Genomic DNA, 25,877 nt, shown 5'->3' on the forward strand with positions numbered 1-25,877 from the left:
TAGAGGTAAATGTCTTATTCCACCATAAACCTCACTAGAAATCAGCCGTTTCACCTATGCTACTATCATGCGTATTCCTTAAGGGTTTACTATATATTCTTTATACCTCTTCGTTTCCAAGCTTCCTTTAATGACTCTGTTCATGTTTACTTGCCGAGTTTATGAGGGTATGCCAAATACCAGGTTCTTTCCATGAAAAAAAATTAAAAAACCGCTATGAATGAATCATAGCGGCCGTCGTCACATCACTGGGATACATGGGAAAGAGGATTTTCAAGATTTCCATTCTTATGGACTTCGAAATGTAAATGAACCCCTGTCGAGTGCCCTGTGGTTCCCATCACTCCTATTTTTTCTCCTTGTTGGACAACTTGTCCTTTCTCAACATTGATCGATGACAAGTGTGCATAAATAGTTTCATATCCATTCCCGTGGTCAATGACCACTTTATTCCCGAAACTGTTCCGATAACCGGCTTCTACTACTTTCCCATGGTCCGCCGCTTTAATCGTTTTATCGGAAACACCGGCGATATCAATTCCTTTATGATAACGCCCCCAGCGCTCTCCTTGTTTACTGGTGATTTCACCGCCGACAGCCGGCCAAGTAAATTCACCATCTCCTTTTGAAGGAATTTTCTTTGTGCCTTCAAGCACAACTTTCTTGACAGGTTCTTTGATCACTTCATCTTTAACCGTTTCTTCTTTCGTTTTTTCACCATTTCGGTAGATGCGCTGTATTAAGAGGTTTCTCTTTCCGTCTTTACCGTTCTGCTCCACTTCGGATTCACCTTTATAAAGATCATCCGTTTTCTTGATTTCCACTTTATGAGGAATCTTTTCTTCTACACGTTCATTTTCAGTCACGATAACATCAGCTATCGGGGCTCTTGGTTCTCTTAGAGGATTATGGGAAGGAATGTTATTGGACAAAGCGTCTGTTTGCGGGCGGCCTTCCTCTATTTTGGCCACCGTTTCTTTCACCGTATGGATATGGGAAAGATCCGCTTTTGCTTTTTGCATAGCGAAAGGTACGGATAGACCAACATCCATCACTTTCGATTCCCCAGCTTCCGGAAGTTCCGGGGTCCCCTCTTCGATTTCTTCAAGTTCTTCTTCATCAACATATTCTTCTTGGAGGTTTTCAATCACCTGGTTCCCTTCCTCCTCGCTTGGGAGGTAAGCTACAGGCTCTCCATTGATATGAAGACGGACGACATCCGCCGCAAATGTTAGATCCTGCTGAATCGAATCCAAGACCTCGGAAGTTTCGTCTTTCACAGATAACACCTTCTGTTCTTTGAAGGAAACCTCTTCCTTATAGGAAAGATCCAATTCCTCATGATCCTTTTCCATATTTTCCATACGTTCACGCATTTTTCCTTTCACTTCTGACTTATTTTCTACCATACCTAAGTGTTCATCATCTATATAAACATGATATACCGTAGGAAGTGAACTTTCAGCATAAGCAGTACCTACTCCTACACTAACAACGGAAAACGCTGTAAGAGCTATTTTCTTCCACATTTCTCATAATCCTCCTGATATCACTTGAACTTTCTCTAGGCTAATCTATCATAGGAAGGATTCATAAAAAACAGATATTCAAATATGTAAAAAACATATAATATTCTTACCAAAATTACGAAACAGTAGTCAATTTTTCTTATTAAATTGTTCATTATAATATACTAATGATTTAAAGGTCACTTCGATTTGGGTCTTTTCGTCTCAGGTTAAGAGAGAGGGAGGACAACGCCTTCATAAATAAGAGGCTCTGTTAAAGTTTAGTGTTGATATTACTGCAAAGAGGAACTTCTAATTTTATGGAAGTTTCTCTTTTTTATAGTTGGCTTATTCAACTAAAGCGCCCTTTTCTTGAAGACTCAGCTTCGAGATGTTTGTGTGGGAGTTAGGGGCTGCGGGGGATGACTCGCTTTCCGCGGGAGCGCGGTGAGCCTCCTCAGGCTTACGCCTTGCGGGTTCTCACCCAGCACTTTTTTCCTCGTAGATATCCGGTTTCTGCGCCTAGCGGCTAGTGAGACTTCCCTCGCTTCTGTACGAGGCGCCTGCACACTTAAGATAGGAGTCTCGCCATCCCCCTCCGCCCCTTGGCTAAATCAGGGTCTCGAAACCCCTTCATGAATCATCCGCTATTCTAGTTGGTGAGAGGATAAGGATCATACGCCCAAACCGAGGTGCTCGAACCCGGAAAGCTTGATACATAGCGTTTTATGCCTACAACAACCGGGGTAATGGAAGACCATCCAACGTTGGTAAAGGGGTTCGTTTCTCGCATGATCGAATGGGATGGTTGGGAAGCTGCGAGACTCCCGTGGGAGAAAGGAGATCGGCGAGATCCCGCAGGGCGATAAGCCCGAGGAAGCTCGGCACTCCCCCACAAGAAAGCGAGTAGCTTCCCAGACACCCCTGGCACTCAACACAATAACGAACCCCGAACCCTCTCGAAACGGAGTCAACAATCCTGCCATTTCCGTTGATGCAAATATCAACACTGAACTTTAACAGAGCCAAATAATAAAAAAGCTTATGGGAAGTTCCCATAAGCTTTCAAGGAGTGGCTCGGGACGGAATCGAACCGCCGACACACGGATTTTCAGTCCGTTGCTCTACCGACTGAGCTACCGAGCCGTGATAGGTATTATTCTTTATTATTCATTCGACGTATTAACCTATAAAGATTAACAGGTTACGTGTGTATTCGACTACCTCGAATGATATAATGAAAATGGCGGTCCGGACGGGACTCGAACCCGCGACCTCCTGCGTGACAGGCAGGCATTCTAACCAACTGAACTACCGGACCAATATCGGTGTTGTTCACCGCAACGATAACTATCGTATCATACAGGCTATACGGAAGCAATAGAATTTTTAATAGAAATAGAGATTTTTGTTTAATTTCGTTCTCATTCCAAAAATGGAAAGGAGGTTGACATGTTGAAAAGGTTTTTCCGTTACACTATTTTTGTCCTTATCGTATTATCCGTTTCCTTCGTTATTTTTTTAAAGCTGAATCCACCACTCACTCATGGTTCGATCGGCACGACAGAAAATAAGCAGACCGTTATTGTCGCTCTCGGCAATAAAAGCCTGCTTGGAAGCATTCAAATCACTGATGTATCCATCAATAATAATCAGCAGCCGACGAATATAAAAATGCAGATCAGCGACTCCGAAAAAGGGTTTATGATTTCCGATACATATGCACTCGTCGAAGATGCATATGCAATCAATGATGATTATGAAAAGATCCCGCTTGCCCCGGAGACATCACCGTTCGCATCTAAAGCGATGGCTGCTTCTCCCGACCCTTCTCCCTCCAAAATTTATGGATTAAGCATTACCGAAGACTCTTCTATTGAAAGCATTAAATTGACGTATCGTTTTTTGGGACTCATTTTCTTCAAGACCATCCAAGTGTAAGCGATGTACCGGCTGTGGTACGTCGCTTATTGTTTTTCTTCCATGGCATCCAATAAAGCTTCCGGGTCGCTGGTATTAATAAAAAGACTCCGATTCTCCTTAGGTACAAATCCTGCTTTAATCGAATGGTCGATAAGCTGAATGAGCGGTGTGTAATACTCGGCAATATTGTATAAAGCGAGGGGTTTTGTATGGAGTCCGATTTGAGACCAGCTTACAGTTTCAAACAGTTCTTCAAAAGTCCCAAATCCTCCAGGAAGGGCAATGAAACCATCAGCTAGCTCACTCATTCTCGCTTTTCGTTCATGCATAGTAGATACTTCAATCATTTCTGTTACGTGTGGGTGAACGATTTCTTTCTCAAAAAGATGGCTGGGCATAATACCCGTCACTTTTCCACCATTTCCTAAAACATGATCAGCCATCACACCCATCAAGCCGCTTTTAGCCCCTCCATATACTAGTTCAATGTCTTTTTCGGCTAGTTTTTTTCCTAAAGCTTTCGTTTTTTCGACGAAAACTGGGTCATTCCCTGCACTTGATCCTGCAAAAACGCAAATTCGTTTCACGTGGAACACTCCCTTTATTCAGTGATTTAAGTTTATCATGCGGCGTTGGGTGCTGGTTAATCCTTTGTTCATTAAAAAGCCCGGCTGTCTCAGCCGGGCTACTCAATTATTCACTATATACGCTGCGAACAACGTTTGTTTGCGAACGGTCGGGACCGACAGAGAAGATCGACAGCGGAATCCCTGTCAGCTGGGAAACACGCTCAATGTAATGGCGCGCATTTTCAGGAAGGTCATTCAGCGTTTCAGCACCTGTGATATCTTCCGTCCATCCTGGCATTTCTTCATATACGGGTTCACAATCAGCAAGAACTTTTAGGCTTGCCGGGAACTCTTCCATAATTTCGCCTTTATACTTATAAGCCGTACAAATCTTCAATGTTTCAATGCCTGTCAATACATCAATTGAATTCAAAGATAGATCGGTAATGCCACTTACACGGCGGGCGTGACGCACGACGACACTATCAAACCAGCCCACTCGACGTGGACGTCCTGTCGTGGTCCCGTACTCCCGTCCTACTTCACGAATTTGATCTCCGACTTCATTTTCAAGCTCCGTAGGGAAAGGTCCGTCCCCCACACGGGTTGTGTACGCTTTGGAAACACCCACGACATGCTTGATTTTAGAAGGTCCGACACCAGATCCGATCGTAACTCCACCCGCAATTGGGTTTGAAGAAGTAACGAAAGGATAGGTCCCCTGGTCAATATCAAGCATTACACCTTGTGCCCCTTCAAAAAGGACACGGCGCCCTTCATCCAGTCCATCATTCAGGACAACCGATGTATCGCATACATAAGAAGCGATTTGTTGACCATAATCGTAGTATTCATCAAGAATATCTTCTACTTCAAACGGTTCTGTTTCGTATACTTTTTCAAACAGACGGTTTTTCTCGGCAAGGTTCTGCTCCAGTTTCTCCCGGAAGCTTTCCTTATCCATCAAGTCTGCAATACGAATTCCTGTACGAGCGGCTTTATCCATATAAGCCGGCCCGATCCCTTTTTTCGTTGTTCCGATTTTATTTGCACCTTTGTCTTCCTCTTGCAGTGCGTCCAACTTCAAGTGGTATGGAAGAATGACATGAGCACGGTTGCTGATGCGCAGATTATCCGTAGATACCCCTTTATCGTGCAGGTATTTTAATTCCTCAAGGAGCGCTTTCGGGTCAATCACCATTCCATTTCCAAGCACGCATGTTTTATCATCAAAAAAGATCCCAGAAGGAATCAAATGAAGTTTATATGTGACACCGTCAAACTTTATTGTATGGCCTGCATTATTCCCACCCTGATAACGAGCGACAACTTCGGCATTTTGTGATAGAAAGTCCGTGATCTTTCCTTTTCCTTCGTCCCCCCACTGGGTTCCGACTACAACTACAGAAGACATAAGGCACCTCCGCCAAAAATTTTAATAATTATGATCCACCGTCAGTTTACCAATTCACACCGCTGAAGTCAACGCCAAAACCGAACATTAAATTAAAATTACATAATCATTGTTCGACAATAACATTTTCACCCTTCTTTTTTCTTGACTCTGTTAAAGTTTAGTGTTGATATTGCTGCAAAAATGAGAAAATTCCAATTTTATGGAAGTTACTCATTTTCATATTTGGCTTATTCAACTAAAGCTCCCTTTTCTTGAAGACTCAGTTTCGAGATGCTTGTGTGGGAGTTAGGGGCTGCGGGGAATGACTCGCTTTCCGCGGGAGCGCGGTGAGCCTCCTCAGGCTTACGCCTTACGGGGTCTCACCAAGCACTCTCTTCCCGCAGGAGTCTCGCCATCCCCCTCCGCTCCTTGGCTATATCAGGGTCTCGAAACCCGTTCATGAATCATCCGCTATTCTAGTTGGTGAGAGGATAAGGATCATACGCCCAAACCGAGGTGCTTGAACCCGAAAAGCTTGATACATAGCGTTTTATGCCTACAACAACCGGAATTGTGAAGACCATCCAATGTTGGTAAAAGGGTTCGTTTACCCCGCTCTTGGAATGGGGTGGTTGGGAAGCTGGGAGACTCCCGTGGGAGATTGGAGATCGACGAGATCCCGCAGGGCGTAGCCCGAGGAAGCTCGGCACTCCCCCACAGGAAAGCGAGTAGCTTCCCAGCCACCCCTGGCACTCAACACGATAACGAACCACGAACCCCCTCGAAATCAAGTCTTCAACACTTCTTCCCTTTAGCGAAAGGCTCCGTTTCGAAATAATAATCCAACAAGATTCAATGGTTGGATCGTGAAAGTAGATCATCAAAAGGTTTCGACACTAGGGGATAAATTCCTTTTCGCCATCCTATCATTCATTGTCACTTCCATCCGTTAATGCAAATATCAACACTGAACTTTAACAGAGCGTTTTTCTTATAGATAAGACTCTATTAAAGTTTGGTGTCAAAATATGATCATAAAACTCAATCTTCATGAAAGTTATAGATTAAAGGTAATCCGTCTAAAAGAGAGAGGCTCCCCACTGTAAAACCAATCCGATGATTGAACAGATTCAACCAAAAAGAAACATAGATAAATTTAACAATATACTTATAAAAACTTATTTTCAATTGATTTTAATTAATTAATTACTTATAATTGCTTATAAGAAGAAAGTACGGAAGGAGGATTCGATGTATCAGGAAGAACGACTAATTGGAGTCCTGCAATACTTAAAAGAACATCGACGCATTTCCATTGATCAAATGTGTGAAATGTTCCAAATATCCCGAGATACGGCGAGGCGTGACTTAGTAAAACTGGAGGAAAGGAAAGCGATTGTACGGACGCGTGGAGGAGCAATTCTTCCACGTACGCATGCAACCATCCAGGACTATTCCCACCGTCTTAAAACCGTTTCCTATGAAAAACAAGAGATCGGAAGAAAAGCCGCTTCATTCATCCATCCGGGCGACCGAATCATATTGGATACATCGACCACCGTTCAGGCGTGTGCGAGTCAAATCCGCCCCATGGACATAACCGTCATTACCAATTCCATTCATCAGGCGGATACATTATCCAATGTGGAGAGCGTATCTATTCAGTTGCTGGGCGGCTACCTCCAAAAGGAGCATCAATTTCTTTATGGTGCTTCCGTTATTGATCGGTTAAAAAGCTATCATGTCGATCGGGCTTTTATCGGGGTCGTGGGCATTTCAGAATCCGGGATTTCTATCGCCCATGAGGAAGATGGGATGGTCAAGCGGAAGATGATTAAACAGGCAGATCAAGTGATTGTGCTTGCCGACCACACCAAATTCGGAATCACGGAATTTTTTACTTTTGCAGAGTTAGAAGACGTAGATATCATTGTGACAGACCAACTGCCAGATGAAGAATTTCTACAGATGCTCAATGATCATCAAGTCGAACTCGTCGTCACCGCTGAGGAAAACAGGGATCCCTGGACATAAAGCTTTTCACCTGTTGTTCCTAAATGAAAGTGGACATCGCCCTTGCCGACGGCCATTTTCTCCCCTTCATGATCATCCATACCCAGCGTGACTAGTCAGTAGGCGTTATGGGTGTGATGATATAGATGGCTGTATCTCAGCCAAAAAAGACGCCCGGACTCTAAGTCGCGGGCGTCTTCCTTTATTACGCCGGTGGAACATCGGCATCTGAGTACCGGTGATCCAAGTCGACGAACTTGTTGTATTCTTTCACAAAAGCGAGGGACACGGTTCCTACTGGTCCGTTACGCTGCTTAGCAAGAATGATTTCAATAATGTTCTGGTTTTCTGATTCCTGATCATAATAATCATCACGATATAGGAATCCTACAATATCCGCATCCTGCTCAATCGAACCGGATTCACGCAGGTCAGACATCATGGGGCGCTTATCCTGCCTTGATTCCACTCCACGTGAGAGCTGGGAAAGGGCAATGAGTGGAACGTTAAGCTCTCGTGCCAGTCCTTTCAAGGAACGGGAGATTTCCGATACTTCCTGCTGACGGTTTTCTTTAGAATTGGCACTTCCTTGAATCAACTGCAGGTAGTCGATCAGAATCATTCCAAGACCGTGTTCTTGTTTTAGACGACGACACTTCGAACGAATTTCGCTGACACGAATCCCCGGCGTATCATCAATATAGATGCCGGCATTGGAAAGACTCCCCATTGCCATGGTCAGCTTATTCCAATCTTCTGTTTCCATTTGTCCTGTCCGGAGCCGTTGAGCATCAATGTTTCCTTCCGCACAAATCATACGGGAAACAAGCTGGTCCGCTCCCATCTCCAAGCTGAAGATTGCGACATTCTCATCCGTATGGACGGCAACGTTCTGAGCAATATTCAAGGCAAAAGCGGTCTTACCCATGGACGGACGGGCAGCGATGATAATCAAATCATTCCGCTGGAAACCAGAAGTGATATGGTCGAGGTCACGGTATCCGGTCGGTATGCCTGTGGTACTTCCGTCGTTATGGTGCAGCTGCTCAATGTTGTCGTAGACATCAATGAGCACATCTTTAATACTTTTGAAAGCACTGGAATTCTTCCGTTGAGAGACTTCCAGAATATCTTTTTCCGCGGCATTCAATACATCCTCAAGATCCTCTTCTTCCGAGTATCCCGTCGTTACGATATTCGTTGCTGTTCGAATCAAGCTTCTCAAGGTCGATTTTTCACTTACGATACTCGTGTAATACTGGATATTCGCAGCTGTAGGTACAGAATTGGCAATGTCCGTTAAATAAGAGACGCCGCCGACCTCTTCCAGCACTTGATTGTTTGAAAGGGCTGCTGTAACAGTCACAAGATCGATCGGCTCTCCTTTATCTGAAAGGGTAAGCATCACTTCAAAAATCCGTTGGTGGCTTGCCCGGTAAAAATCTTCAGGAAGAAGATACTCAGCAGCTGTCGACATTGCTTCAGGTTCTAAAAAGACCGCACCGAGTACCGCTTGTTCTGCTTCTATATTGTGGGGCGGTGTACGATCATTCCACATTTCACTCACTGTTGTTCCTCCTCTGAATCCATAACACTAATGGCCCGTCCATTTTGCAGATCCCTTGTCGTATGGTTATTTTATACATCCTTGCTTTGCTTATGAAAAAAGGGTGCATAACCGTCATACAAAACAGAAGCGCCCAACTGCTCCATCAGGATGGATTGGGCGCTTGACCGTACCGGCCTTACTTTTCCGCAACGTGGACTTTAATTGTGCCTGTCACTTCCGGGTGAAGCTTTACAGGTACGTCCGTATAGCCCAACGTCCGGATGGGATCATCAAGCTCAATTTTACGTTTATCAATCTTTATATTATGAGATTTCTTCAACTGTTCGGCAATCTGTTTACTTGTGATCGAACCGAATAGACGGCCGTTATCTCCGGATTTCGCTTGAAGCTTCACTTCCAGGTTGGCAAGCTGCTCTTTCAGCTTCTTCGCCTCTTCAACTTCTTCCTGTGCTTCTTGTTCAACCTTCGCATCTTTGGCTTTTTGTGCTTGCACATTACCTTTCGTTGCTTCTACCGCCAAATTGTTTTTCAGGAGGTAGTTTCGCGCATAGCCATCGTTCACATCTTTGATTTCGCCTTTCTTGCCTTTCCCTTTTACATCCGCTTTGAAAATTACTCTCATTCTGTGTCTCCCCCTTCAAAATATTCGTCTATTATATCTTGCAACAATGCTTTCGCATCTTCAATCGTTGTATCTTCCAGCTGAGTGGCAGCGTTTGTCAAATGCCCTCCACCATTCATTTTCTCCATGATGACCTGGACGTTGATATCTCCGAGCGAACGGGCACTGATCCCCACACGTCCGTCGCTCCGTTCAGAAATGACAAAAGAAGATACGATGCCGCTCATCGTCAGCAGCGTATCAGCTGCCTGTGCAATGATGACCGGTCCGTAAGTTTCCCCGCGGTCTCCCGTAGAAATGGCGATTCCATCACGGTAAATGGAGGCCCGTTCAATCAATTTACTTCTCCGAACGTAAACATCCAGGTCTTCTTTCATGAATTTCTGGACTTGAACGGTATCCGCTCCCTTGGACCTTAAATAAGAGGCAGCGTCAAAGGTTCGCGAGCCCGTCCGCAAGGTGAAGCTTTTCGTATCAACAATGATTCCTGCCAGCAAAGCTGTCGATTCAAGCATGGACAGTTTCAGTTTTTTCGGTTGGTATTCAAGCAGCTCTGTCACCAATTCCGCTGTCGAAGAAGCGTATGGTTCCATATAAACGAGCGTCGGATCTGAGATGAATTCTTCTGCACGCCTGTGGTGATCGATCACGACGACATGCTCTGTCTTGGATAATAACTTTTCCTCGATGACCATGGATGGCTTATGAGTATCGACAACGACCAACAGCGTTTCATTCGTCACCATTTCAAGGGCATCTTCGGGTGGAATGAAATAATGCCAAAGGTCTTCGTCTTTTTCAATTTCCTCGACCATTCGCTGTACACCTGTATCAATGTCATCCGGATCAAGGACGATGGCTGCTTTTTTATCATTCGCCTGGGCTATCTTCAGAATCCCGATCGAAGCCCCGACGGAGTCCATATCCGGCGATTTATGTCCCATAATCAGAACTTTTTCACTAGCCTGCACCAACTCTTTCATCGCATGGGAGATGACGCGGGCACGAACCCGGGTCCTTTTTTCCATCGGATTCGTCTTTCCACCGTAGAAACGCACTTTCCCTGTATCGTCTTTGATGGCTACCTGATCTCCGCCACGTCCTAGAGCCAGATCCAGACTGGATTGAGCCAGTTCACCAAGTTCAGGGAGACTTACCGGGCCCACACCGATGCCGAAGCTTAACGTCAGCGGGACGTTCTGATCGGTAATCAATTCACGCACATCATCAAGAATTTCAAATTTCGCTTTTTCCAGCGTATAAAGGATTTCCTGATTCATGACCGCCATGAACCGTTCCTGAGACGTGCGTTTCAAATAAATACCGTAATCGCCCGCCCATTTGTTCAGAATCGAAGTAACCTGGGAGTTGATATGACTCTTGGCCGTATCATCCATACCCTGGGTAATTTCTTCATAGTTATCAAGGAAGATTATCGAAAGAACCGTCTGCTCATTCTCATAACGGTTGTGAATCTCTGTCTGTTTCGTACGATCGAATAAATAGAGCAGACGCTCTTCTCTTTTAATGATCGTCTGAAATTTATAACCGTCAATCGTAATCCAGACTTCATCCCCCTCATCCTTCACACAAGGAATAAGCTGATCGGAAAGACGTTTCAAGGATTCACCGACGATTGTATCCTCATCTGTAAACTTGTTCATATAAGGATTAGCCCATTCGACCATATAATTTTCACTATATAGAACAATACCAATAGGCATTTCCAATAATGCTTCTTCGCCGACCTTCTTCACCCTGTAGGATAAGGTCGATATATATTCTTCCGTCTCATTGATCATGTTCTGTTCAGTACGGACACTGTAAAAGATGGACGCAGCTAAAAACAGCGTCATCATAAGTCCCAGCATCCATTGATAGTACCAGATGAAGCCAAGCAGAATGAGAGAGATCAAATATATGATCCACAAGTGTCCGCTCATCGTTGGTTTTTTAAAAAAATTCGGCATTACATTCAGCTCCTACCATCTTCTTGAGAGCGATCATTCTTTCTTTTCTTCCACACGTTCCCTCATCGGGAATCCTATATCAATTATACCGATAATCCGCACAAGATACATGACGATTTGTGGAAGAAGGAAAGAAAATACAACCACAAGAATCGGTACGGCTTTCGACCACTTTTTCTTCCAAGCGTAGAAAAAGACGAAAGAGAGTCCCTGAAGAACGAGCAGTGCTCCAGTCAATATGAATACATTGACGGCAGCTAAGTAAATTAAACCATTACCATCCATGGTGACAAAATTCAGGATCATCGCGACAAAGTAATACCATAATATGGAAGTAGGCATCTTGAAGTTCTTAAATTCCTCAAATTTGACGGACTTGCCTTCCATACGATTAATCAGTTTGTAAGTGGTCCATTGGCTGATAAAGGCCATGAACACTCCGGCAATTGCTAAAATGCTCGGAACGATATCAGGTAGGAATTCCACAAGCTCACGGATTCTATCCAGTTCCTGCTGTAGATCCTCACCGGCCATTAATCCCGAAAACAGACCTTCCGCTGTTGATAAAGCCTGGTCCATACTGTTTCGCAACTCTTCCATCCAGCTCACGCCCAGGAAAAGCTGCGAGAGCAGGAAGATGACAAGAAGTCCAAGACTGAAACCCACCGATCCTACGGCAAGGGTTTCATAGGAAGAACGCTTGGCATGCATAGCCCCTCCAAGGGACAAGCCTCCGAACCCTGCGAGCAGAGTAATCGGTAAAGAAAAAACGGTTGCAAACAGCAAAGTGAAGATCAAAGCTCCGATAAACATCAGAACGCCGGGTTTCCAGCCGTACCGATAACTATAAAAAACGAAAGGGACTGGTAAGATCAACAATAAAATGGATCCAACAGGTCCCGGCATAAAAATAATTACCAATAACAATAGCAGATATACGCCGGTCATTAAAGCCCCTTCGGTCAACCTCTTCGTGTTATTCATGATTGATTACGCACCTCTATTTCTATCGCGCTATCTTAACCTCCCTATTTTAACATATCTTCCCGCCTTTCATCTTGTCTCAAATGCTTCCATTCCTACTTCGTGGTGATTTTTTCTGATGTTTGTTATGATGAATAAAATTCGATAGAGGAGGGCCCCACATGCGCACCGATTACCACGTCCATATGGCTGAAACCGGAAACCTTGATGTCGACTATCTACGAACCTACATAAAAAAAGCAAAAGAAGAAGGAATTGAAGAGTTGGGCATTTCAGAACACGCCTATTTCTTTCAGGAAACCCGGGAAATTCTTAAAAACCCATGGGTGGAGAACCGCCGCACTCTTAATTTTGCCACGTACCAAAAAATGTTTGATGAAGCCGAAACAGCTGGCCTTCCTATTAAAATGGGGATAGAAATGGATTATATGCCGGGTAAGGAGAAAGAAATGGAAACATTCATCCACTCCCATCCTTTCGATTATGTCATCGGCTCTGTTCACTGGATTGACGAATGGGGGATCGACCTTGCCATTGATCGAGAGGAATACGAAAAACGGGATCTGAAAGAAGTGTACCGTCAATATTTCGACCGCGTCGTCACTCTTGCAGAATCTGGTCTGTTTGACTTTGTAGGACACATTGATGTGATCAAAGTATTTGGATACCGTCCAGATGACGAAGTGTTTTTGAAAGAACAGTACAAACGTGCAGCCGAAGCCCTTGCCAAAACGGACACATGTATTGAAATCAGTACAGCCGGATTGAGGAAGCCAGTAGGAGAGCTGTACCCTGACCCAACGCTTCTTCAGATGTGTAAAGATGAAGGGGTTGGAATCGTTCTCTGCTCCGATGCCCATAAACCTGACCATATCGGATACCGATATGACGAAGCCATTGATCTTGCGAAATCAGCCGGTTACACGGAAGTCCACACATTCACCAACCGAAAAAGGCAGGTGCATCCCATTGGATGACTTCCCATTCAAGTTGAGAATCGGGCAGTAGCCTGAAGATGGAGCTGATATAAACCAACGGACAGCCGTAAGAGGTGTGCTGTATAAGGACGGGAAAATCCTCATGGTCCAGTCCAGACTCGGGGATTATAAGCTCCCCGGAGGAGGGCTAAATGATGGTGAAAGTGATGAAGAAGCTCTCATTCGTGAAATCCAAGAAGAGACAGGCTTTCAAAATTGTAAGGTCGTGCGCTTGTTTGGAGAAGTGGTTGAAAGTCACGAGGATGTCTTTCAACCAGGAGCTTTCTTCACCATGACTTCCCGCATTTATTTCTGCCGCTGGCATGGAGAAACCGGGGTACAAAAGCTTGATGCGTACGAAGAACAACAATTCTTCACCCCCGTCTGGGTTGAAATTGAAAAAGCAATCGCTCAGAACGAAAAAACACTGAAGCATTCCACCAATAACCCTTGGGTCATACGTGAAATTCATGTGTTACAGCAGCTGCTTTCCACTTCACAAGGGGTGTAACAATCAAACATTTTCTTAAACGGAACAAAAAAGGAGCTTCCAGGCTGATGGAAGCTCCTTTTTCAACAGATCGGTAGTGACATCAGTTGTTTTTTAGTAAAGCCATGCCAAGAATCATGGAACATGCGATAAGGACCAATGGCACATTTGTGATTAAAGGATTGCCACTCCAGCCTATTCCTGGTCCATCTCCTCCCGAAACAGCCGCTGAAACATGGGCAGCAGACATTTTCACAGCAATAATCAACTCTCCTAGAGCATAGGTTATAACCCCGGTTAACAAGGATAAACCGATCAACAGAAGACCAGCGCTACGATTTTTCAATGGAACCCCTCCCGTATAGATCTATGTACAGCGCTCTAAGAACGATAACATACCGTTGGTTATGATGGTATGACTCCTTTGATCCCACTTCTCTCGCACACCCCTATTAAAGCAAATGGGATCAGAAAAACTAAGCTTTTAACAGAGTGAATCAAAAAAAGGCAAACCTCTGAAGGTTTGCCTTTCTTGATTCAAATGGTCAGACACTGCACCTGCTTGATGTCTGGAATTTGGGCAAGCTTTTCGTTACAGTCCCCTTCGACTGGTTTATCTACACTGAGGACCATGACAGCTTCTCCACCTTCATTTGTACGTCCTACCTGCATCGTCGCAATGTTAATTTGATGTTCAGCAAGGAGACTTCCTACACGTCCGATGGCACCTGGCTGGTCGGTATGATGAATAACGACCAGATGGCCTTCTGGAATGACGTCGATGGAATATTGATCGAACTGGACAATTCGTGTACCTAATCCGTTTAATAACGTACCGGCGATACTTCTCTTTTCCTTTTCTGTTTCGATCTCGACCGTAATCAGGTTCGTAAACCCTTTTGTACGAGTCGACTTTTGCTCATTGATGGTCATTCCTTTATCGGCTGCTGTTTTCAACGCATTGACATCGTTGACACGCTCTCCGATATGAGGGGTAAGTATCCCTTTTACTGCAATTCTGGTAAGTGGCATCGTATCGACTTCAAGAAGGTCCCCACTATAATAAACATTCACACGCTCAAGCGTACCTTCCACTACTTTGGACAGGAAAGAGCCCAACCTTTCAGAAAGTTTGAAGTACGGGGAGAGTTTCTCCATCATTTCAGACGACACAGATGGAAGGTTGACCGGATTCCTAACCGTACCACCACGAAGCGATTCAAGCACATCAAAGCTGACATCTGTCGCCACATTTTCCTGAGCCTCAATTGTGCTCGCACCAAGGTGAGGAGTTGCAATCACTTCAGGAAGAGATAACAGTGGGTGTTCCGTGGCTGGCTCTTCCTCAAAAACATCGAGTGCTGCACCAGCGATTTTTCCTGACTGGACCGCTTCATACAAAGCATTCTCTTCTACAATTCCGCCACGTGCGCAATTTAATATTCGTGCACCGGTCTTCATCATGGCAATGGCTTCCTCATTGATTAAATGTTTCGTTTTAGCAATTAAAGGGGTGTGAACCGTAAGGAAATCCGCCTGTTTGAGCACTTCTTCTAAAGTCCCGTGTGTAACCCCGGCTTTTTCAGCTTTTTCTTCATTCAAAAACGGATCGAAGGCGATAACTTTCATACGGTGGCCTTTGGCGCGCTGGGCAACTTCACGTCCGATCCTGCCAAAACCAACGATACCAAGTACTTTATCCTTTAATTCTACCCCGACGAACTTTTTACGCTCCCAGCGCTTTTGTTGAAGCTGATGATACGCTTGAGGAATATTCCTTGCCAGAGACATGAGCATTGCCATCGTATGTTCAGCTGTGGAAATTGTATTCCCATCCGGGGCATTGACGACAATGACGCCGTTTTCCGTTGCGGCATCAAGATCGATGTTATCGACCCCCACCCCTGCACGGCCGATGATTTTCAAATGAGGGGCATGTTCGATCACCTCTCGTGTTACTTGTGTCTGACTTCTTACGATAAGGGCTTCTGCTGACCCAATCTCCTCCAAAAGTTGTTCATAGGAAAGGTTCGGATTCATAATTATCTCTATGTCTTCAGCTTCTATTAATGGCCTTATTCCATCTTCGCTCAATGGATCACTAATCAATACGCGGTGCATCTTTATTCCTCCCTTGTTCGCTTCAAGTAAGCAGCTTGTGCAGCGGCGACCCCTGCCCCTGCTTCAAAGTCTTGACCTAATCGTTTCAAAACAATTTCTAAAATCCCTATATATTGGAGAACATTAGCCGGGCGAGAGTATCCCATATGCCCGATTCTAAAAACTTCACCTTTCATATGCTTTTGTCCCCCAGCAAGAATAAGACCGAATTCTTCGTTTGCGATTTTCCTCAATTGTTCAGCTTCAAAAGTTTCAGGGCGGATCGATGTTACAGTGGACGACGCATTTTCATCGGATACAAGCAAAGGCAGGTTTAAGGCACGGCAGGCTTCCCGTGTCATTTCCTTCATCGTGAGGTGTCGTTCAAATACGTGCTCTAATCCTTCCTCTTCCAATAAATCGAGGACCTGTTGAAGTCCGAACAGAAGGGAAAGAGCAGGTGTGAATGGGGTCTGCCCCCCTTCGAGCTGCTGCCTGTATTTCCGTAAGTCCAAGTAAAACCGCGGGCGTGGATTGTTCTCGATCACAGTCCACGCATTTGCCCCTACAGCTAAAAATGCAAGACCCGCTGGAAGCATCATGGCTTTTTGAGATCCTGATGTTAAGATATCGATTCCAGAACGATCCATATCTACTTTAGCTCCCCCAATAGACGAAACTCCATCGACAATAACCAGGGCCGAACTGATGGCTTTAACACGCTCCGCTGCTTCTTCTACTGGATGCATTACACCCGTGGAAGTTTCACAATGTGTAAGGAATACAGCAGACGTATCCGGTTGGTTTTGCAGCATTTCTTCCAATTGTGACACATTGAATGCTTCCCCCCACGGGACATCGATTCGCTGAACTTCCAGTTCATAAGTCTCACAAATTTGGGCAAAACGATCTCCAAAAGCACCCGCTACTACAACAATGACTTTGTCGCCGGGTTTCGTCGTATTGACGACGGATGCTTCTAAAGAAGATGTTCCGCTCCCTGTAATGACAAGAACCTCTCCAGATGTCCCGAACACCGGTTTCAGCCTTGGTGCGATATCATGGATCAAATCTTTGGCCTTCCCACCGCGGTGACCGATCATCGGCTGATTCATGCTTCGTTCGACACTTGGCGGTATCGGCGTTGGACCCGGGGTGTGCAGCAAATCCCATTCACGTTTCATTCTTCTGACAACCTCCTCTATATTCCGTGATTCACTCTTCTCCTAACATCCTTTTATGCTTTAGAAAAGCAATGATATTCTCTAATCCTATCAAAGAAAGAACCATTGTCAATTAGTTTAGAATATTCTGTTCACCGACATTTTTTTCTTATTTTTATCGAATAAAGGGCTTTGATTTTTTTCTTTTTTATCTGTATAATTCAAAAATGTAATTATTTTTAGAAAATTTCAAATAGGGGGAATACACGTTGAGAAAACATCTATTAGTGTTATTTGCACTGATGTTCGCTTTGTTCCTGGCGGCATGTAGCGGAGGAGACAGTGAAACATCAACAGACACAGGAGAAGAAAACACGGATGATACAACCGAAGAAACAAATGAGGGAGAAGCTTCCGGAGACCAAGAGATTACCGTGACAGCGAAAAGTGAGATCCCTAGCATGGATCCATCTCTCATCACCGATTCTGTCGGTTTCCAATGGGCTGGAGAGACTTATGAAGGGCTTTACCGTCTCGATGAAAACAGTCAGCTTGTAGATGGAATGGCCGAAAGCTCCGAAGTAAGTGAAGACGGCCTTACATGGACATTCAAACTACGTGACGCAGAATGGTCTAATGGCGACCCTGTCACTGCCCACGATTTCGTTTATGCATGGAGAAGAGCTGTTGATCCAGAAGTAGGTTCCGAGTACGGTCCTTATTTCCTTGGAGGCATCATTAAAAATGCCCAGGCCATCAGTGATGGCGAAGCGGAGCTTGAAGATCTAGGGGCGACAGCCGAAGATGATAAAACGCTTGTCGTTGAGCTCGAAAAACCGGTTCCTTACTTTAAATCCATGACGGTATTCATTACGTTCATGCCTTTGAATCAGGATTACGTAGAAGAACAAGGCGATAAATTCGCAACAGAAGCAGAATACACCATCTCAAACGGACCATTCGAAATGACCGAATGGAACCACGGTGAAGGCTGGACGGTTGAGAAGAGTGATTCTTACTGGGATGCAGATACAGTTCAATTAGAAACGATCAACGCGAAAGTCATCAAAGAAATTTCTACAGGGGTTAACCTGTATGACACAGGCGAAATCGACCAGACAGAGTTGAATGCCGAATTCGTTGACCAATACCGCACAAGCGATGCTTTCAACGTTGCGGAAAAACCATACTTATATTTCTTTAAGTTCAACCAGGATAATAATGAGGCCCTTGCGAATGCTGATGTTCGTAAAGCCATCTCCTATGCTATTGACCGCCAGTCCCTGGTCGACGTCATCCTGAATGACGGATCTGTACCAGCTGAAGGTTATGTACCATCCAACTTTGTCTCTATGCCGAACAGTGAAGAGGATTTCCGCGAGGCTCAGGGTCCATTGGTTGAGTACAACGTAGAAAAGGCTCAGGAACACTGGCAGAAAGGCCTGGAAGCATTGGGTACCGATTCTGTTGAGATTGAACTTCTTGGTGATGATACAGGTACCTCTAAAGATGTTCTTGCCTACTACAAGAACCAATTGGAAGAAAATCTTGAAGGCGTAACGATCAAACTGATGGAAGTTCCTTTCAAAGAACGTGTTCGTCGTGATAACGAGAGCGAATTTGAAATGGAAGCTGCTACATGGGGTCCAGACTATGTTGACCCGAACACTTACTTGAACATGTACCTTACAGGTGGTCAAAACAACAACATGGGATATTCTAACGAAGAATATGACGCGTTAATAGAGAAAGCAAACGGCGAATATGCCCAGCAGCCTGAAAAACGCTTCGAGACCTTCATGCAGGCAGAGAAACTGCTTTTGGAAGAAGATCAAGCGGTCGCACCAATCTATCAGGATGCAAAAGCTCAGCTTTTCCGCCCAACCATCAAAGGGGTGTTCACAACAGCAACAGGTCCAGAATTCGAATTTAAGTGGGCTTATGTAGAAGAGTAATAGACTTGAGAAACGGCAGGGGACCCCCTGCCGTTTTTTTACATTCTTTCTCTTGAATTTTCAATCCCCTTCGCGGTATATTCTTCTTAGACAGCAGAAAAGAAAGGGGTGGAAACTATGAAGCGCATCTACATGAGAACGCTATATTACACATTCGGGATTCTCATCATGACGCTTGGAATCGCGTTAACCATCCTCTCTACGCTTGGGACATCCCCCTTTGATGCCCTTCTGGTCGGCCTCCACCGGACATTCGGCTTAACGATTGGAAGCTGGGAAATTGTCGTAGGTTTCAGCATGATCGTATTCAATGCCATCGCTGAAAAAAGAAGACCCGAGCTTCTAGCATTGGCAACATCTCTTTTAACAGGAATCGGGATTGATTTTTGGGTCTTCACGATCCGCGATACGGTCCATCCGGATGTGTTTGCGATCCAATTGATTTGTCTCGTTTCAGGCATGGTCATTGCAGGTTTTGGAATTGCACTTAACCTTCAAGCAGACTTCGCACCGAACCCATTCGACCGGATGATGCTTGTTGTCAGTAAGCTTACCAGCTGGAACGTTTCCATCTCACGGGCACTCATCAGTATCCTCCTTGTGATCCTCGCCTTCATCTTCAGTGGCGCGATTGGCATAGGTACGTTATTGATTACTGTGTTAAGTGGACCAGTCATCCAAGCCTTCATGGCGCAAATCAATAAATTAGACCAGCGTCTGCAGCCCGTAGCCCCTTCCTGTTCATAAAGACCCATCCATAAGTATAAAAAGTGGCGGAATCCATCATGGATTCCGCCACTTTTTTATAACTCCCCTTGGGGTCCAAAGAACTCATAATGTATTCGATCCTCCGATATCCCCCAACGATGCAGCATTCCATAAACAGCTTTCATGAATCCCTCTGGTCCACAAAAGTAAAATTCAGCCTCTTCAGGAGCTATCATTTTCAACCAATCAGGCGTTATATAGCCTTCCACCTTGTGCAAGCCTTTCCTTATATCTTGTTCGTCAGGCTTTTCATAAATAAGATGGACCGTTCCCGGCTGTGCTTTTTCCATTTCATCTTTGAACGCATGTACACGTCCATTTCTAGCAGCATGGATGAAATAAACCTTCCGATCTGGCTGAGCTTTCTGTACATATTTCCACATGCTCATCAAAGGGGTAAGTCCTACGCCACCACTGATCAAAACGAGCGGACGTGCTGTATGATCATCCAAATAAAAATCTCCTGCCGGGGCACTCACAAATAGCGAGTCACCAGTATTCACCTGTTCATGAAGCCAGGAAGATACAATCCCGTCAGGATGATTCACCACCCCTTGCTCTTTTTTCACACTAATTCTGTAGTATGTTTTCCCCGGTGCATCAGAAAGGCTGTACTGTCTTAAATGTGTATAGGTTTCTCCTGGAATTTCAGCCTTAATGGTTAAATACTGGCCAGGTTCATAGGCTGGCAAGGATTTCTTATCCTCCGGTTCCAAATAGAAAGAAGTGATTTCCTCACTCTCCTTCACTTTATCCACCACATTGAATGATCGGTAACCGGTCCATCCGCCCCTTTGTGCTTCAGCCTCTTCGTATAAAGATTTTTCTACTCCGATAAAAGCACCTGCAATGATTCTGTACGCTTTTCCCCATGCTTGGATGATATCTTCTGTCGCTGCATCCCCGAGGACCTCTTGAATAGCTTTCAATAAATATTTCCCTACTATCGGGTAATGCTCCGGTTGTACATTCAAACTCCGATGCTTTTCTGCTATTTGTTTGACACGCGGCAGAATGACTTCGAGCTGATCAATATTTGCAGCTGCCGCATAAACAGCACTCGCAAGCGCTTTTGGCTGTTCTCCTGCCCGCTGGTGGGTCTGATTGAACATGTTCTTCAATTCTGGATGATCTTCAAACATTCGTTTGTAAAAATGCGTCGTAATCGCTTCTCCATGTTCCGCTAATACAGGAACCGTTGACTTCACGATGTGAATGGTCTGTGGGTCTAATTTTTCAGTCGCTTTTAGAGACATATGAAGAACCCCTTTATACATGTATTTTAAATACACCTTTATTATAGAAACCTCCTTCTTTAAAAGCAACATTCAAAATACACCTTTTGTGACAAAGTCCGAAACTTTCACTATTTAAGACAGGCTGGGCGCTTTATGATAAGATTAAAAAAAACAAAAAATGAGGGTTTAAATAGATGCGTCTCAAGAAATATACTGACTACGCTTTAAGGGTCCTGATTTTTACAGCATCAAAACGTGAAGGTGAACTTGCCAATAAAAAAGAAATATCTGATGTATTTCATATCTCTGAAAATCACTTAGGGAAGATCATTCATGAATTAAATAAACTTGAACTAATTGAGACTCTGCGTGGGCGTTCTGGCGGGATCCGGTTGGCGAAAAAGCCGGAAGATATAAATATTGGAAGTGTCGTGCGCGCGATGGAAGACGATTTTCACTTGTTGGAATGCTTTGACTGTGCCACGAATTATTGTGTCATCACCCCTGCCTGTACATTGAAAGGCGTGCTTCATGAGGCATTACGGGCCTTTCTTTCCGTCCTTGAGAAATACACGCTGCAGGATTTGCTGGCCAACGAAAAGGAACTGCGGGAATTAATGGGGTTAGAATAGTTTAAAAGTACGGCTGTTTCTACCAAACTGGAAACAGCCGTTTTTTCATGGAAGAATCAGGACCATTAAAGGGTGTTAGAGACAGCTGGGAGCAACAGTTGATCCCGCCCTCGAATCATAATAAAAACCCCTTGATGGCTCCTGAAAGCCATCAAGGGGTTTGAAACGCTACTCTTACTCAGTAGTGTAAGGAAGTAGGGCCATTTGACGAGCGCGTTTGATCGCTTTCGTCAATTTACGCTGATATTTTGCAGACGTTCCAGTTACTCGACGAGGAAGAATTTTTCCACGGTCAGAGACGAAACGTTTTAGCAAATCAACATCTTTAAAGTCGATGTGTGTGATTCCGTTTGCTGTGAAGAAACACACCTTTTTACGTTTTCCGCGTCCACGACGTGCCATGTAGCATTCACTCCTTCCTATTTAGAATGGTAAATCATCATCTGATATATCGATGGGTTCCCCATTATCTGCGAATGGGTCATCATTTCGTTGGTTGTTATTATTAGAACCGAAGTTGTTTCCTGATGGTTGTTGATTCTGATTTGGCTGGTATCCTGAACCTCCACGGTTACCTCCACCTTGGGAAGCACCTTTGGACTCTAGGAACTGAACGCTGTCTGCAACGACTTCTGTCACAAATACACGTTTGCCTTCCTGGTTATCGAAGCTGCGGGACTGTAAGCGCCCATCTACACCGACGAGACTACCTTTACTCATAAAGTTAGCAAGGTTCTCAGCCGCTCTTCTCCAAACGACACAGTTGATGAAATCGGCATCGCGATCTCCTGAATTGTTTGAGAAAGGACGGTTTACGGCGATTGTAAAGTTGGCGACCGCTACTCCGTTTGGCGTATAGCGTAAATCAGGATCCTTCGTCAATCTGCCGGCTAATACGACACGATTTAACATCAGAACCACTCCTTATTTGTCATCTTCGCGTACAGCGATGTGGCGGATAATATCATCCGTGAACTTCGCTTGACGGTCGAATTCGTTGATCGCTTCACGTGTACCGTTGAAGTCGATCGTTACATAGATCCCATCACGGTAGTCGTTAATTTCGTAAGCAAGACGACGCTTGCCAACTTCTTTAACTTCTTCAATCTCCGCTCCGTTATCTGTAAGGATTTTGCTGAAACGATCTTTAACAGATGTTTTCGCTTCTTCCTCGATGTCTGGGCGGATGATATACATGATTTCGTATTTTCTACTCATCCGTTTTCACCTCCTTATGGACTTGACGGCTCCTTTTCTATCAAAGGAGCAAGGAGTAATCTTCATTGAATTACTCACAATTTAGTATTGTATCAAAGTTGTCCAAGATTTACAACCTTTTAACGGAAGGATCCTCGCTTATACGTTGAAACGGAAATGAATAACGTCGCCATCTTTCACCAGATACTCTTTACCTTCTAAACGGACACGGCCTCGATCACGGGCTACAGCCATGGATTCTGCATCTACGAGATCATCATAAGATACCGTCTCCGCACGGATGAATCCACGTTCGAAGTCGGTGTGAATGATACCGGCAGCCTGTGGAGCAGTCATCCCTTCTTTAAATGTCCACGCGCGTACTTCCTGCTCACCAGCCGTGAAGTATGTCGCTAGACCAAGAAGGTTGTAAGTCGCTTTAATCAGTTGATCAAGGCCGGATTCTTCAATTCCGAGATCATCAAGGAACTCTTCTTTTTCTTCGCTATCAAGCTCAGCGATTTCAGATTCAATCTTTGCACAAACCACGATCACTTCTGCATTTTCTTTTGCGGCAAATTCGCGGATTTGTTTCACTCGATCGTTATCTGGCTCCCCGATTTCATCTTCACTTACATTCGCCACATAGAGGATAGGCTTTGAAGTCAATAGATGAAGGCCTTTTACAATCTTTTCCTGATCGCTGCTGAATTCAACGGCACGGGCAGGCGTTTCATCCTCCAATGCATCTTTCAGCTTTTCAAGAACGGCATACTCGGCTACGGCTTCTTTATCCTTTTGACGTGCCATTTTTGCCACGCGATCCATGCGCTTCGACACGGTTTCAAGGTCGGCTAAGATCAGCTCAAGGTTAATCGTTTCGATATCAGTAATCGGATCGACCTGACCAGATACGTGGGTGATGTTTTCATCTTCAAAAGCACGGACGACGTGACAAATCGCATCCACCTGACGAATATGAGACAAGAATTGGTTCCCAAGGCCTTCCCCTTTACTCGCTCCTTTGACAATTCCTGCAATATCTGTGAATTCAAAAGCTGTCGGTACAGTTTTCTTAGGATTTACAAGCTCGGTTAATTTTTCGAGACGACTATCCGGAACTTCCACGATCCCAACGTTCGGATCAATTGTGGCGAACGGGTAGTTGGCCGACAAAGCGCCTGCTTGTGTAATTGCGTTAAATAACGTAGATTTCCCTACGTTCGGTAAACCTACGATTCCTGCTGTTAGTGCCATATGAGACTTTCACTCCTTAAGGATTTACATACATGCATGTTAGTCCACTTAATTATAGATTCTGTACTTGAAAATAACAACCTATGCAAAAACGAGAAAGCTTCTCGTTTTTCCCTATAAAAACTCCATTTTATACAGTAACAAATAAAGGGTTTGAAGAAAAAGAGCGAAGCGTAAGTGAATTCCCATGCAAAATGAAAAATAATCCTGACCTGTCTTACGTACCTTTGGTACCAGGTACAGGACGATGTCGTCCTGTACCTGGTACCCATAGAAACCATCATGTGGCCAGGTTTGCTGTTCAATATTTCACAAATGAAACAGAATAAAACCCCTTCTGAATCCAGAAGGGGCAGAGGTCATTCGCTTGTTTCCAAAACCTTCTTCATCTTCGTTTCAAATTTACGACGGGGGACGAGCACGCTATGGCCGCACCCTTCACATTTGATACGAATGTCAGCACCCATACGAATGATTTTCCAGCGATTCTCTCCGCAAGGGTGAGGTTTCTTCATCTGTACAACATCATTCAGCTCATAGGATTTATCAGCCATCAGGAAACTCCTCCTTTATCTTCGTGTTCATTCACGGCATCATTTTCATCGTCCCGTGAATACATGACCATACGAGGGAACGGAATCTCAATTCCTTCTGCATCCAACCTGTTTTTCACTTCTTTACGGATCACTCGTGCCATTGCCCAATGTTCCATCGGATTCACTTCACAAATGATACGCATGACAACATCTGAGGCACCAAGTGTTTGGACGCCAAGCAGTTCCGGAACATTCAGCATCGATTCGTGACGTTCCGGCATCTCTTCCAATAATTGCTGAATAACCTTCTCAGCTGCTTCAATGTCTTCCTCATAAGCGATGCTTACATCAACCACGGCAATGCTGTTATGCATAGAATAGTTTGTCACCTGGGTAACGTTTCCGTTTGGAAGGATATGGACTTCGCCCGTCCAAGCCTTTACTTTCGTCGTACGTAAACCGACTTCTTCTACAAAACCTTCCACACCGGAAGTTTGGATATAGTCCCCGACAGAAAACTGATCTTCAAAAATGATGAAAAAACCAGAGATGATGTCCCGGACAAGGTTCTGCGCTCCAAAACCGATGGCAAGACCAGCTACACCCGCACCTGCAAGCAAAGCACCCACCTGGAAGTTGAAGGTCTCGAGAATCATGATGAATGCCATGAAGTATACGACATAAGACATCGTATTCAAAACCAGTTTATTGAGCGTGGCTTCCCGCCGTTCTGTAATTCGGAAAGGGCCACGCCGCTTATTGGCAAAAAATTGCGCGATGAGTCTCCTTCCGATACGGATGATCAAAAAGGAGACGAGCAGAATGAGGGCAATCCGTATAGCACCAAGAGCCACGGTGACCCAAAGATCGGGTCCCGTTACGTAAGCTACAATTTCGTCCCATTTTGTCTTTGCATCCTCAACCGCTGTTTTCGCATCATCAACAACATCTGTAGCATCGGCCACCACTTTCCCTCCTGTTTCCGTCAATAGATATGCCATCTATTTTA

The 25,877-nt window shown here is 44.6% G+C and carries 24 protein-coding genes and 2 tRNA genes; 7 read left to right on the forward strand and 19 right to left on the reverse strand.

All coding sequences use genetic code 11. The annotated features are described in order from the left end of the window. Positions 1-245 precede the first annotated feature (245 nt). The 3 genes from ACXADE_RS19505 to ACXADE_RS19515 form a co-directional block, all read right to left on the reverse strand. Positions 246-1,529: a M23 family metallopeptidase gene (locus ACXADE_RS19505; RefSeq protein ID WP_474982085.1), complete on the reverse strand. Its 1,284-nt coding sequence runs from the start codon at positions 1,527-1,529 to the stop codon at positions 246-248. 1,052 nt (positions 1,530-2,581) lie between these two features. After that, positions 2,582-2,654: transfer RNA gene (locus ACXADE_RS19510), tRNA-Phe, on the reverse strand. 98 nt (positions 2,655-2,752) lie between these two features. Beyond that, positions 2,753-2,829: transfer RNA gene (locus ACXADE_RS19515), tRNA-Asp, on the reverse strand. A gap of 131 nt (positions 2,830-2,960) precedes the next feature. Between ACXADE_RS19515 and ACXADE_RS19520 the strand changes: the two genes are divergently transcribed. Further along, the gene (locus ACXADE_RS19520; protein ID WP_474982086.1) at positions 2,961-3,449 is read left to right on the forward strand and encodes a hypothetical protein; all 489 of its coding nucleotides are present in this window, start codon (positions 2,961-2,963) and stop codon (positions 3,447-3,449) included. A 26-nt stretch (positions 3,450-3,475) separates the two neighbouring features. Here the strand turns inward: ACXADE_RS19520 and ACXADE_RS19525 are convergent, their stop codons facing one another. Together ACXADE_RS19525 and ACXADE_RS19530 are read right to left on the reverse strand one after the other, a co-directional pair. Further along, positions 3,476-4,018, reverse strand: coding sequence for an LOG family protein (locus ACXADE_RS19525; protein ID WP_474982087.1), 543 nt, complete (start codon positions 4,016-4,018; stop codon positions 3,476-3,478). A 106-nt stretch (positions 4,019-4,124) separates the two neighbouring features. Next, on the reverse strand, positions 4,125-5,414 hold the full coding sequence (locus ACXADE_RS19530) for an adenylosuccinate synthase (protein WP_474982088.1): 1,290 nt from the start codon (positions 5,412-5,414) through the stop codon (positions 4,125-4,127). Between the two features lie 1,233 nt (positions 5,415-6,647). Here ACXADE_RS19530 and ACXADE_RS19535 point away from each other — a divergent pair. Further along, positions 6,648-7,430: a DeoR/GlpR family DNA-binding transcription regulator gene (locus ACXADE_RS19535; RefSeq protein WP_474982089.1), complete on the forward strand. Its 783-nt coding sequence runs from the start codon at positions 6,648-6,650 to the stop codon at positions 7,428-7,430. A 184-nt stretch (positions 7,431-7,614) separates the two neighbouring features. Here the strand turns inward: ACXADE_RS19535 and dnaB are convergent, their stop codons facing one another. The 4 genes from dnaB to ACXADE_RS19555 all read right to left on the reverse strand — a co-directional run bounded on the left by dnaB (position 7,615) and on the right by ACXADE_RS19555 (position 12,555). Then, positions 7,615-8,976, reverse strand: coding sequence for a replicative DNA helicase (gene dnaB, locus ACXADE_RS19540; protein ID WP_474982090.1), 1,362 nt, complete (start codon positions 8,974-8,976; stop codon positions 7,615-7,617). A 178-nt stretch (positions 8,977-9,154) separates the two neighbouring features. Next, entirely contained in the window at positions 9,155-9,601 is a 447-nt protein-coding gene (gene rplI, locus ACXADE_RS19545; RefSeq protein ID WP_474982091.1) for a 50S ribosomal protein L9, read from the reverse strand. Then, a complete protein-coding gene (locus tag ACXADE_RS19550) occupies positions 9,598-11,571 on the reverse strand; it encodes a DHH family phosphoesterase (RefSeq protein ID WP_474982092.1) in 1,974 nt (657 codons plus the stop codon). The genes rplI and ACXADE_RS19550 overlap by 4 nt, the downstream gene beginning before the upstream one ends. A 33-nt stretch (positions 11,572-11,604) precedes the next feature. Continuing rightward, the gene (locus tag ACXADE_RS19555; RefSeq protein WP_474982093.1) at positions 11,605-12,555 is read right to left on the reverse strand and encodes a YybS family protein; all 951 of its coding nucleotides are present in this window, start codon (positions 12,553-12,555) and stop codon (positions 11,605-11,607) included. 161 nt (positions 12,556-12,716) lie between these two features. Between ACXADE_RS19555 and ACXADE_RS19560 the strand changes: the two genes are divergently transcribed. Both ACXADE_RS19560 and ACXADE_RS19565 read left to right on the forward strand, forming a co-directional pair. Beyond that, positions 12,717-13,532, forward strand: coding sequence for a histidinol-phosphatase HisJ family protein (locus ACXADE_RS19560; RefSeq protein WP_474982094.1), 816 nt, complete (start codon positions 12,717-12,719; stop codon positions 13,530-13,532). 49 nt (positions 13,533-13,581) lie between these two features. Beyond that, complete coding sequence (locus ACXADE_RS19565) at positions 13,582-14,043, forward strand: NUDIX hydrolase (RefSeq protein ID WP_474982274.1); 462 nt, start codon at positions 13,582-13,584, stop codon at positions 14,041-14,043. 82 nt (positions 14,044-14,125) lie between these two features. Here the strand turns inward: ACXADE_RS19565 and ACXADE_RS19570 are convergent, their stop codons facing one another. From ACXADE_RS19570 to ACXADE_RS19580, 3 genes are all read right to left on the reverse strand, one after another. Further along, complete coding sequence (locus ACXADE_RS19570) at positions 14,126-14,368, reverse strand: hypothetical protein (protein WP_474982095.1); 243 nt, start codon at positions 14,366-14,368, stop codon at positions 14,126-14,128. Positions 14,369-14,559: 191 nt separating this feature from the next. Then, entirely contained in the window at positions 14,560-16,143 is a 1,584-nt protein-coding gene (serA, locus tag ACXADE_RS19575) for a phosphoglycerate dehydrogenase (protein WP_474982096.1), read from the reverse strand. 2 nt (positions 16,144-16,145) lie between these two features. Next, complete coding sequence (locus tag ACXADE_RS19580) at positions 16,146-17,306, reverse strand: pyridoxal-phosphate-dependent aminotransferase family protein (RefSeq protein ID WP_474982097.1); 1,161 nt, start codon at positions 17,304-17,306, stop codon at positions 16,146-16,148. Positions 17,307-17,587: 281 nt separating this feature from the next. Between ACXADE_RS19580 and ACXADE_RS19585 the strand changes: the two genes are divergently transcribed. Then, on the forward strand, positions 17,588-19,240 hold the full coding sequence (locus ACXADE_RS19585; RefSeq protein WP_474982275.1) for a peptide ABC transporter substrate-binding protein: 1,653 nt from the start codon (positions 17,588-17,590) through the stop codon (positions 19,238-19,240). A 117-nt stretch (positions 19,241-19,357) separates the two neighbouring features. Beyond that, positions 19,358-19,987 (forward strand): YczE/YyaS/YitT family protein, encoded by a 630-nt coding sequence (locus ACXADE_RS19590; protein WP_474982098.1) that lies wholly within the window; start codon positions 19,358-19,360, stop codon positions 19,985-19,987. Positions 19,988-20,043: 56 nt separating this feature from the next. Here the strand turns inward: ACXADE_RS19590 and hmpA are convergent, their stop codons facing one another. Further along, a complete protein-coding gene (gene hmpA, locus ACXADE_RS19595; RefSeq protein WP_474982099.1) occupies positions 20,044-21,264 on the reverse strand; it encodes an NO-inducible flavohemoprotein in 1,221 nt (406 codons plus the stop codon). 176 nt (positions 21,265-21,440) lie between these two features. Here hmpA and ACXADE_RS19600 point away from each other — a divergent pair, with 176 nt between their 5' ends. After that, entirely contained in the window at positions 21,441-21,878 is a 438-nt protein-coding gene (locus ACXADE_RS19600; RefSeq protein ID WP_474982100.1) for an Rrf2 family transcriptional regulator, read from the forward strand. A 174-nt stretch (positions 21,879-22,052) separates the two neighbouring features. Here ACXADE_RS19600 and rpsR read toward each other — a convergent pair whose 3' ends face one another. The 6 genes from rpsR to ACXADE_RS19630 form a co-directional block, all read right to left on the reverse strand. Next, on the reverse strand, positions 22,053-22,280 hold the full coding sequence (rpsR, locus tag ACXADE_RS19605) for a 30S ribosomal protein S18 (protein ID WP_035507315.1): 228 nt from the start codon (positions 22,278-22,280) through the stop codon (positions 22,053-22,055). A gap of 21 nt (positions 22,281-22,301) precedes the next feature. Further along, entirely contained in the window at positions 22,302-22,790 is a 489-nt protein-coding gene (gene ssb / locus ACXADE_RS19610; protein WP_226582278.1) for a single-stranded DNA-binding protein, read from the reverse strand. Between the two features lie 12 nt (positions 22,791-22,802). Then, positions 22,803-23,096, reverse strand: coding sequence for a 30S ribosomal protein S6 (gene rpsF / locus ACXADE_RS19615; protein ID WP_474982101.1), 294 nt, complete (start codon positions 23,094-23,096; stop codon positions 22,803-22,805). A gap of 138 nt (positions 23,097-23,234) precedes the next feature. After that, positions 23,235-24,332 (reverse strand): redox-regulated ATPase YchF, encoded by a 1,098-nt coding sequence (gene ychF / locus ACXADE_RS19620; protein ID WP_474982102.1) that lies wholly within the window; start codon positions 24,330-24,332, stop codon positions 23,235-23,237. A gap of 359 nt (positions 24,333-24,691) precedes the next feature. Further along, positions 24,692-24,886 (reverse strand): DUF951 domain-containing protein, encoded by a 195-nt coding sequence (locus ACXADE_RS19625; protein ID WP_474982103.1) that lies wholly within the window; start codon positions 24,884-24,886, stop codon positions 24,692-24,694. Continuing rightward, entirely contained in the window at positions 24,886-25,833 is a 948-nt protein-coding gene (locus ACXADE_RS19630) for a mechanosensitive ion channel family protein (protein WP_474982104.1), read from the reverse strand. Before ACXADE_RS19630 ends, ACXADE_RS19625 begins: the two co-directional genes overlap by 1 nt. Positions 25,834-25,877 lie beyond the last annotated feature (44 nt).

Source organism: Halobacillus sp. ABR2_026, from assembly GCF_056158545.1.

Excerpts from the sequence above, each read along its gene's own strand:
- ssb (WP_226582278.1), bottom strand. The coding sequence starts at position 22,790 with ATGTTAAATCGTGTCGTATTAGCCGGCAGATTGACGAAGGATCCTGAT.
- rpsR (WP_035507315.1), bottom strand. The coding sequence starts at position 22,280 with ATGGCACGTCGTGGACGCGGAAAACGTAAAAAGGTGTGTTTCTTCACA.
- ACXADE_RS19520 (WP_474982086.1), top strand. The coding sequence starts at position 2,961 with ATGTTGAAAAGGTTTTTCCGTTACACTATTTTTGTCCTTATCGTATTA.
- ychF (WP_474982102.1), bottom strand. The coding sequence starts at position 24,332 with ATGGCACTAACAGCAGGAATCGTAGGTTTACCGAACGTAGGGAAATCT.
- hmpA (WP_474982099.1), bottom strand. The coding sequence starts at position 21,264 with ATGTCTCTAAAAGCGACTGAAAAATTAGACCCACAGACCATTCACATC.
- rpsF (WP_474982101.1), bottom strand. The coding sequence starts at position 23,096 with ATGAGTAGAAAATACGAAATCATGTATATCATCCGCCCAGACATCGAG.
- ACXADE_RS19530 (WP_474982088.1), bottom strand. The coding sequence starts at position 5,414 with ATGTCTTCTGTAGTTGTAGTCGGAACCCAGTGGGGGGACGAAGGAAAA.
- ACXADE_RS19580 (WP_474982097.1), bottom strand. The coding sequence starts at position 17,306 with ATGAAACGTGAATGGGATTTGCTGCACACCCCGGGTCCAACGCCGATA.
- ACXADE_RS19600 (WP_474982100.1), top strand. The coding sequence starts at position 21,441 with ATGCGTCTCAAGAAATATACTGACTACGCTTTAAGGGTCCTGATTTTT.
- ACXADE_RS19535 (WP_474982089.1), top strand. The coding sequence starts at position 6,648 with ATGTATCAGGAAGAACGACTAATTGGAGTCCTGCAATACTTAAAAGAA.
- rplI (WP_474982091.1), bottom strand. The coding sequence starts at position 9,601 with ATGAGAGTAATTTTCAAAGCGGATGTAAAAGGGAAAGGCAAGAAAGGC.
- ACXADE_RS19625 (WP_474982103.1), bottom strand. The coding sequence starts at position 24,886 with ATGGCTGATAAATCCTATGAGCTGAATGATGTTGTACAGATGAAGAAA.
- ACXADE_RS19555 (WP_474982093.1), bottom strand. The coding sequence starts at position 12,555 with ATGAATAACACGAAGAGGTTGACCGAAGGGGCTTTAATGACCGGCGTA.
- ACXADE_RS19550 (WP_474982092.1), bottom strand. The coding sequence starts at position 11,571 with ATGCCGAATTTTTTTAAAAAACCAACGATGAGCGGACACTTGTGGATC.
- ACXADE_RS19560 (WP_474982094.1), top strand. The coding sequence starts at position 12,717 with ATGCGCACCGATTACCACGTCCATATGGCTGAAACCGGAAACCTTGAT.
- serA (WP_474982096.1), bottom strand. The coding sequence starts at position 16,143 with ATGCACCGCGTATTGATTAGTGATCCATTGAGCGAAGATGGAATAAGG.
- ACXADE_RS19590 (WP_474982098.1), top strand. The coding sequence starts at position 19,358 with ATGAAGCGCATCTACATGAGAACGCTATATTACACATTCGGGATTCTC.
- ACXADE_RS19505 (WP_474982085.1), bottom strand. The coding sequence starts at position 1,529 with ATGTGGAAGAAAATAGCTCTTACAGCGTTTTCCGTTGTTAGTGTAGGA.
- ACXADE_RS19585 (WP_474982275.1), top strand. The coding sequence starts at position 17,588 with ATGTTCGCTTTGTTCCTGGCGGCATGTAGCGGAGGAGACAGTGAAACA.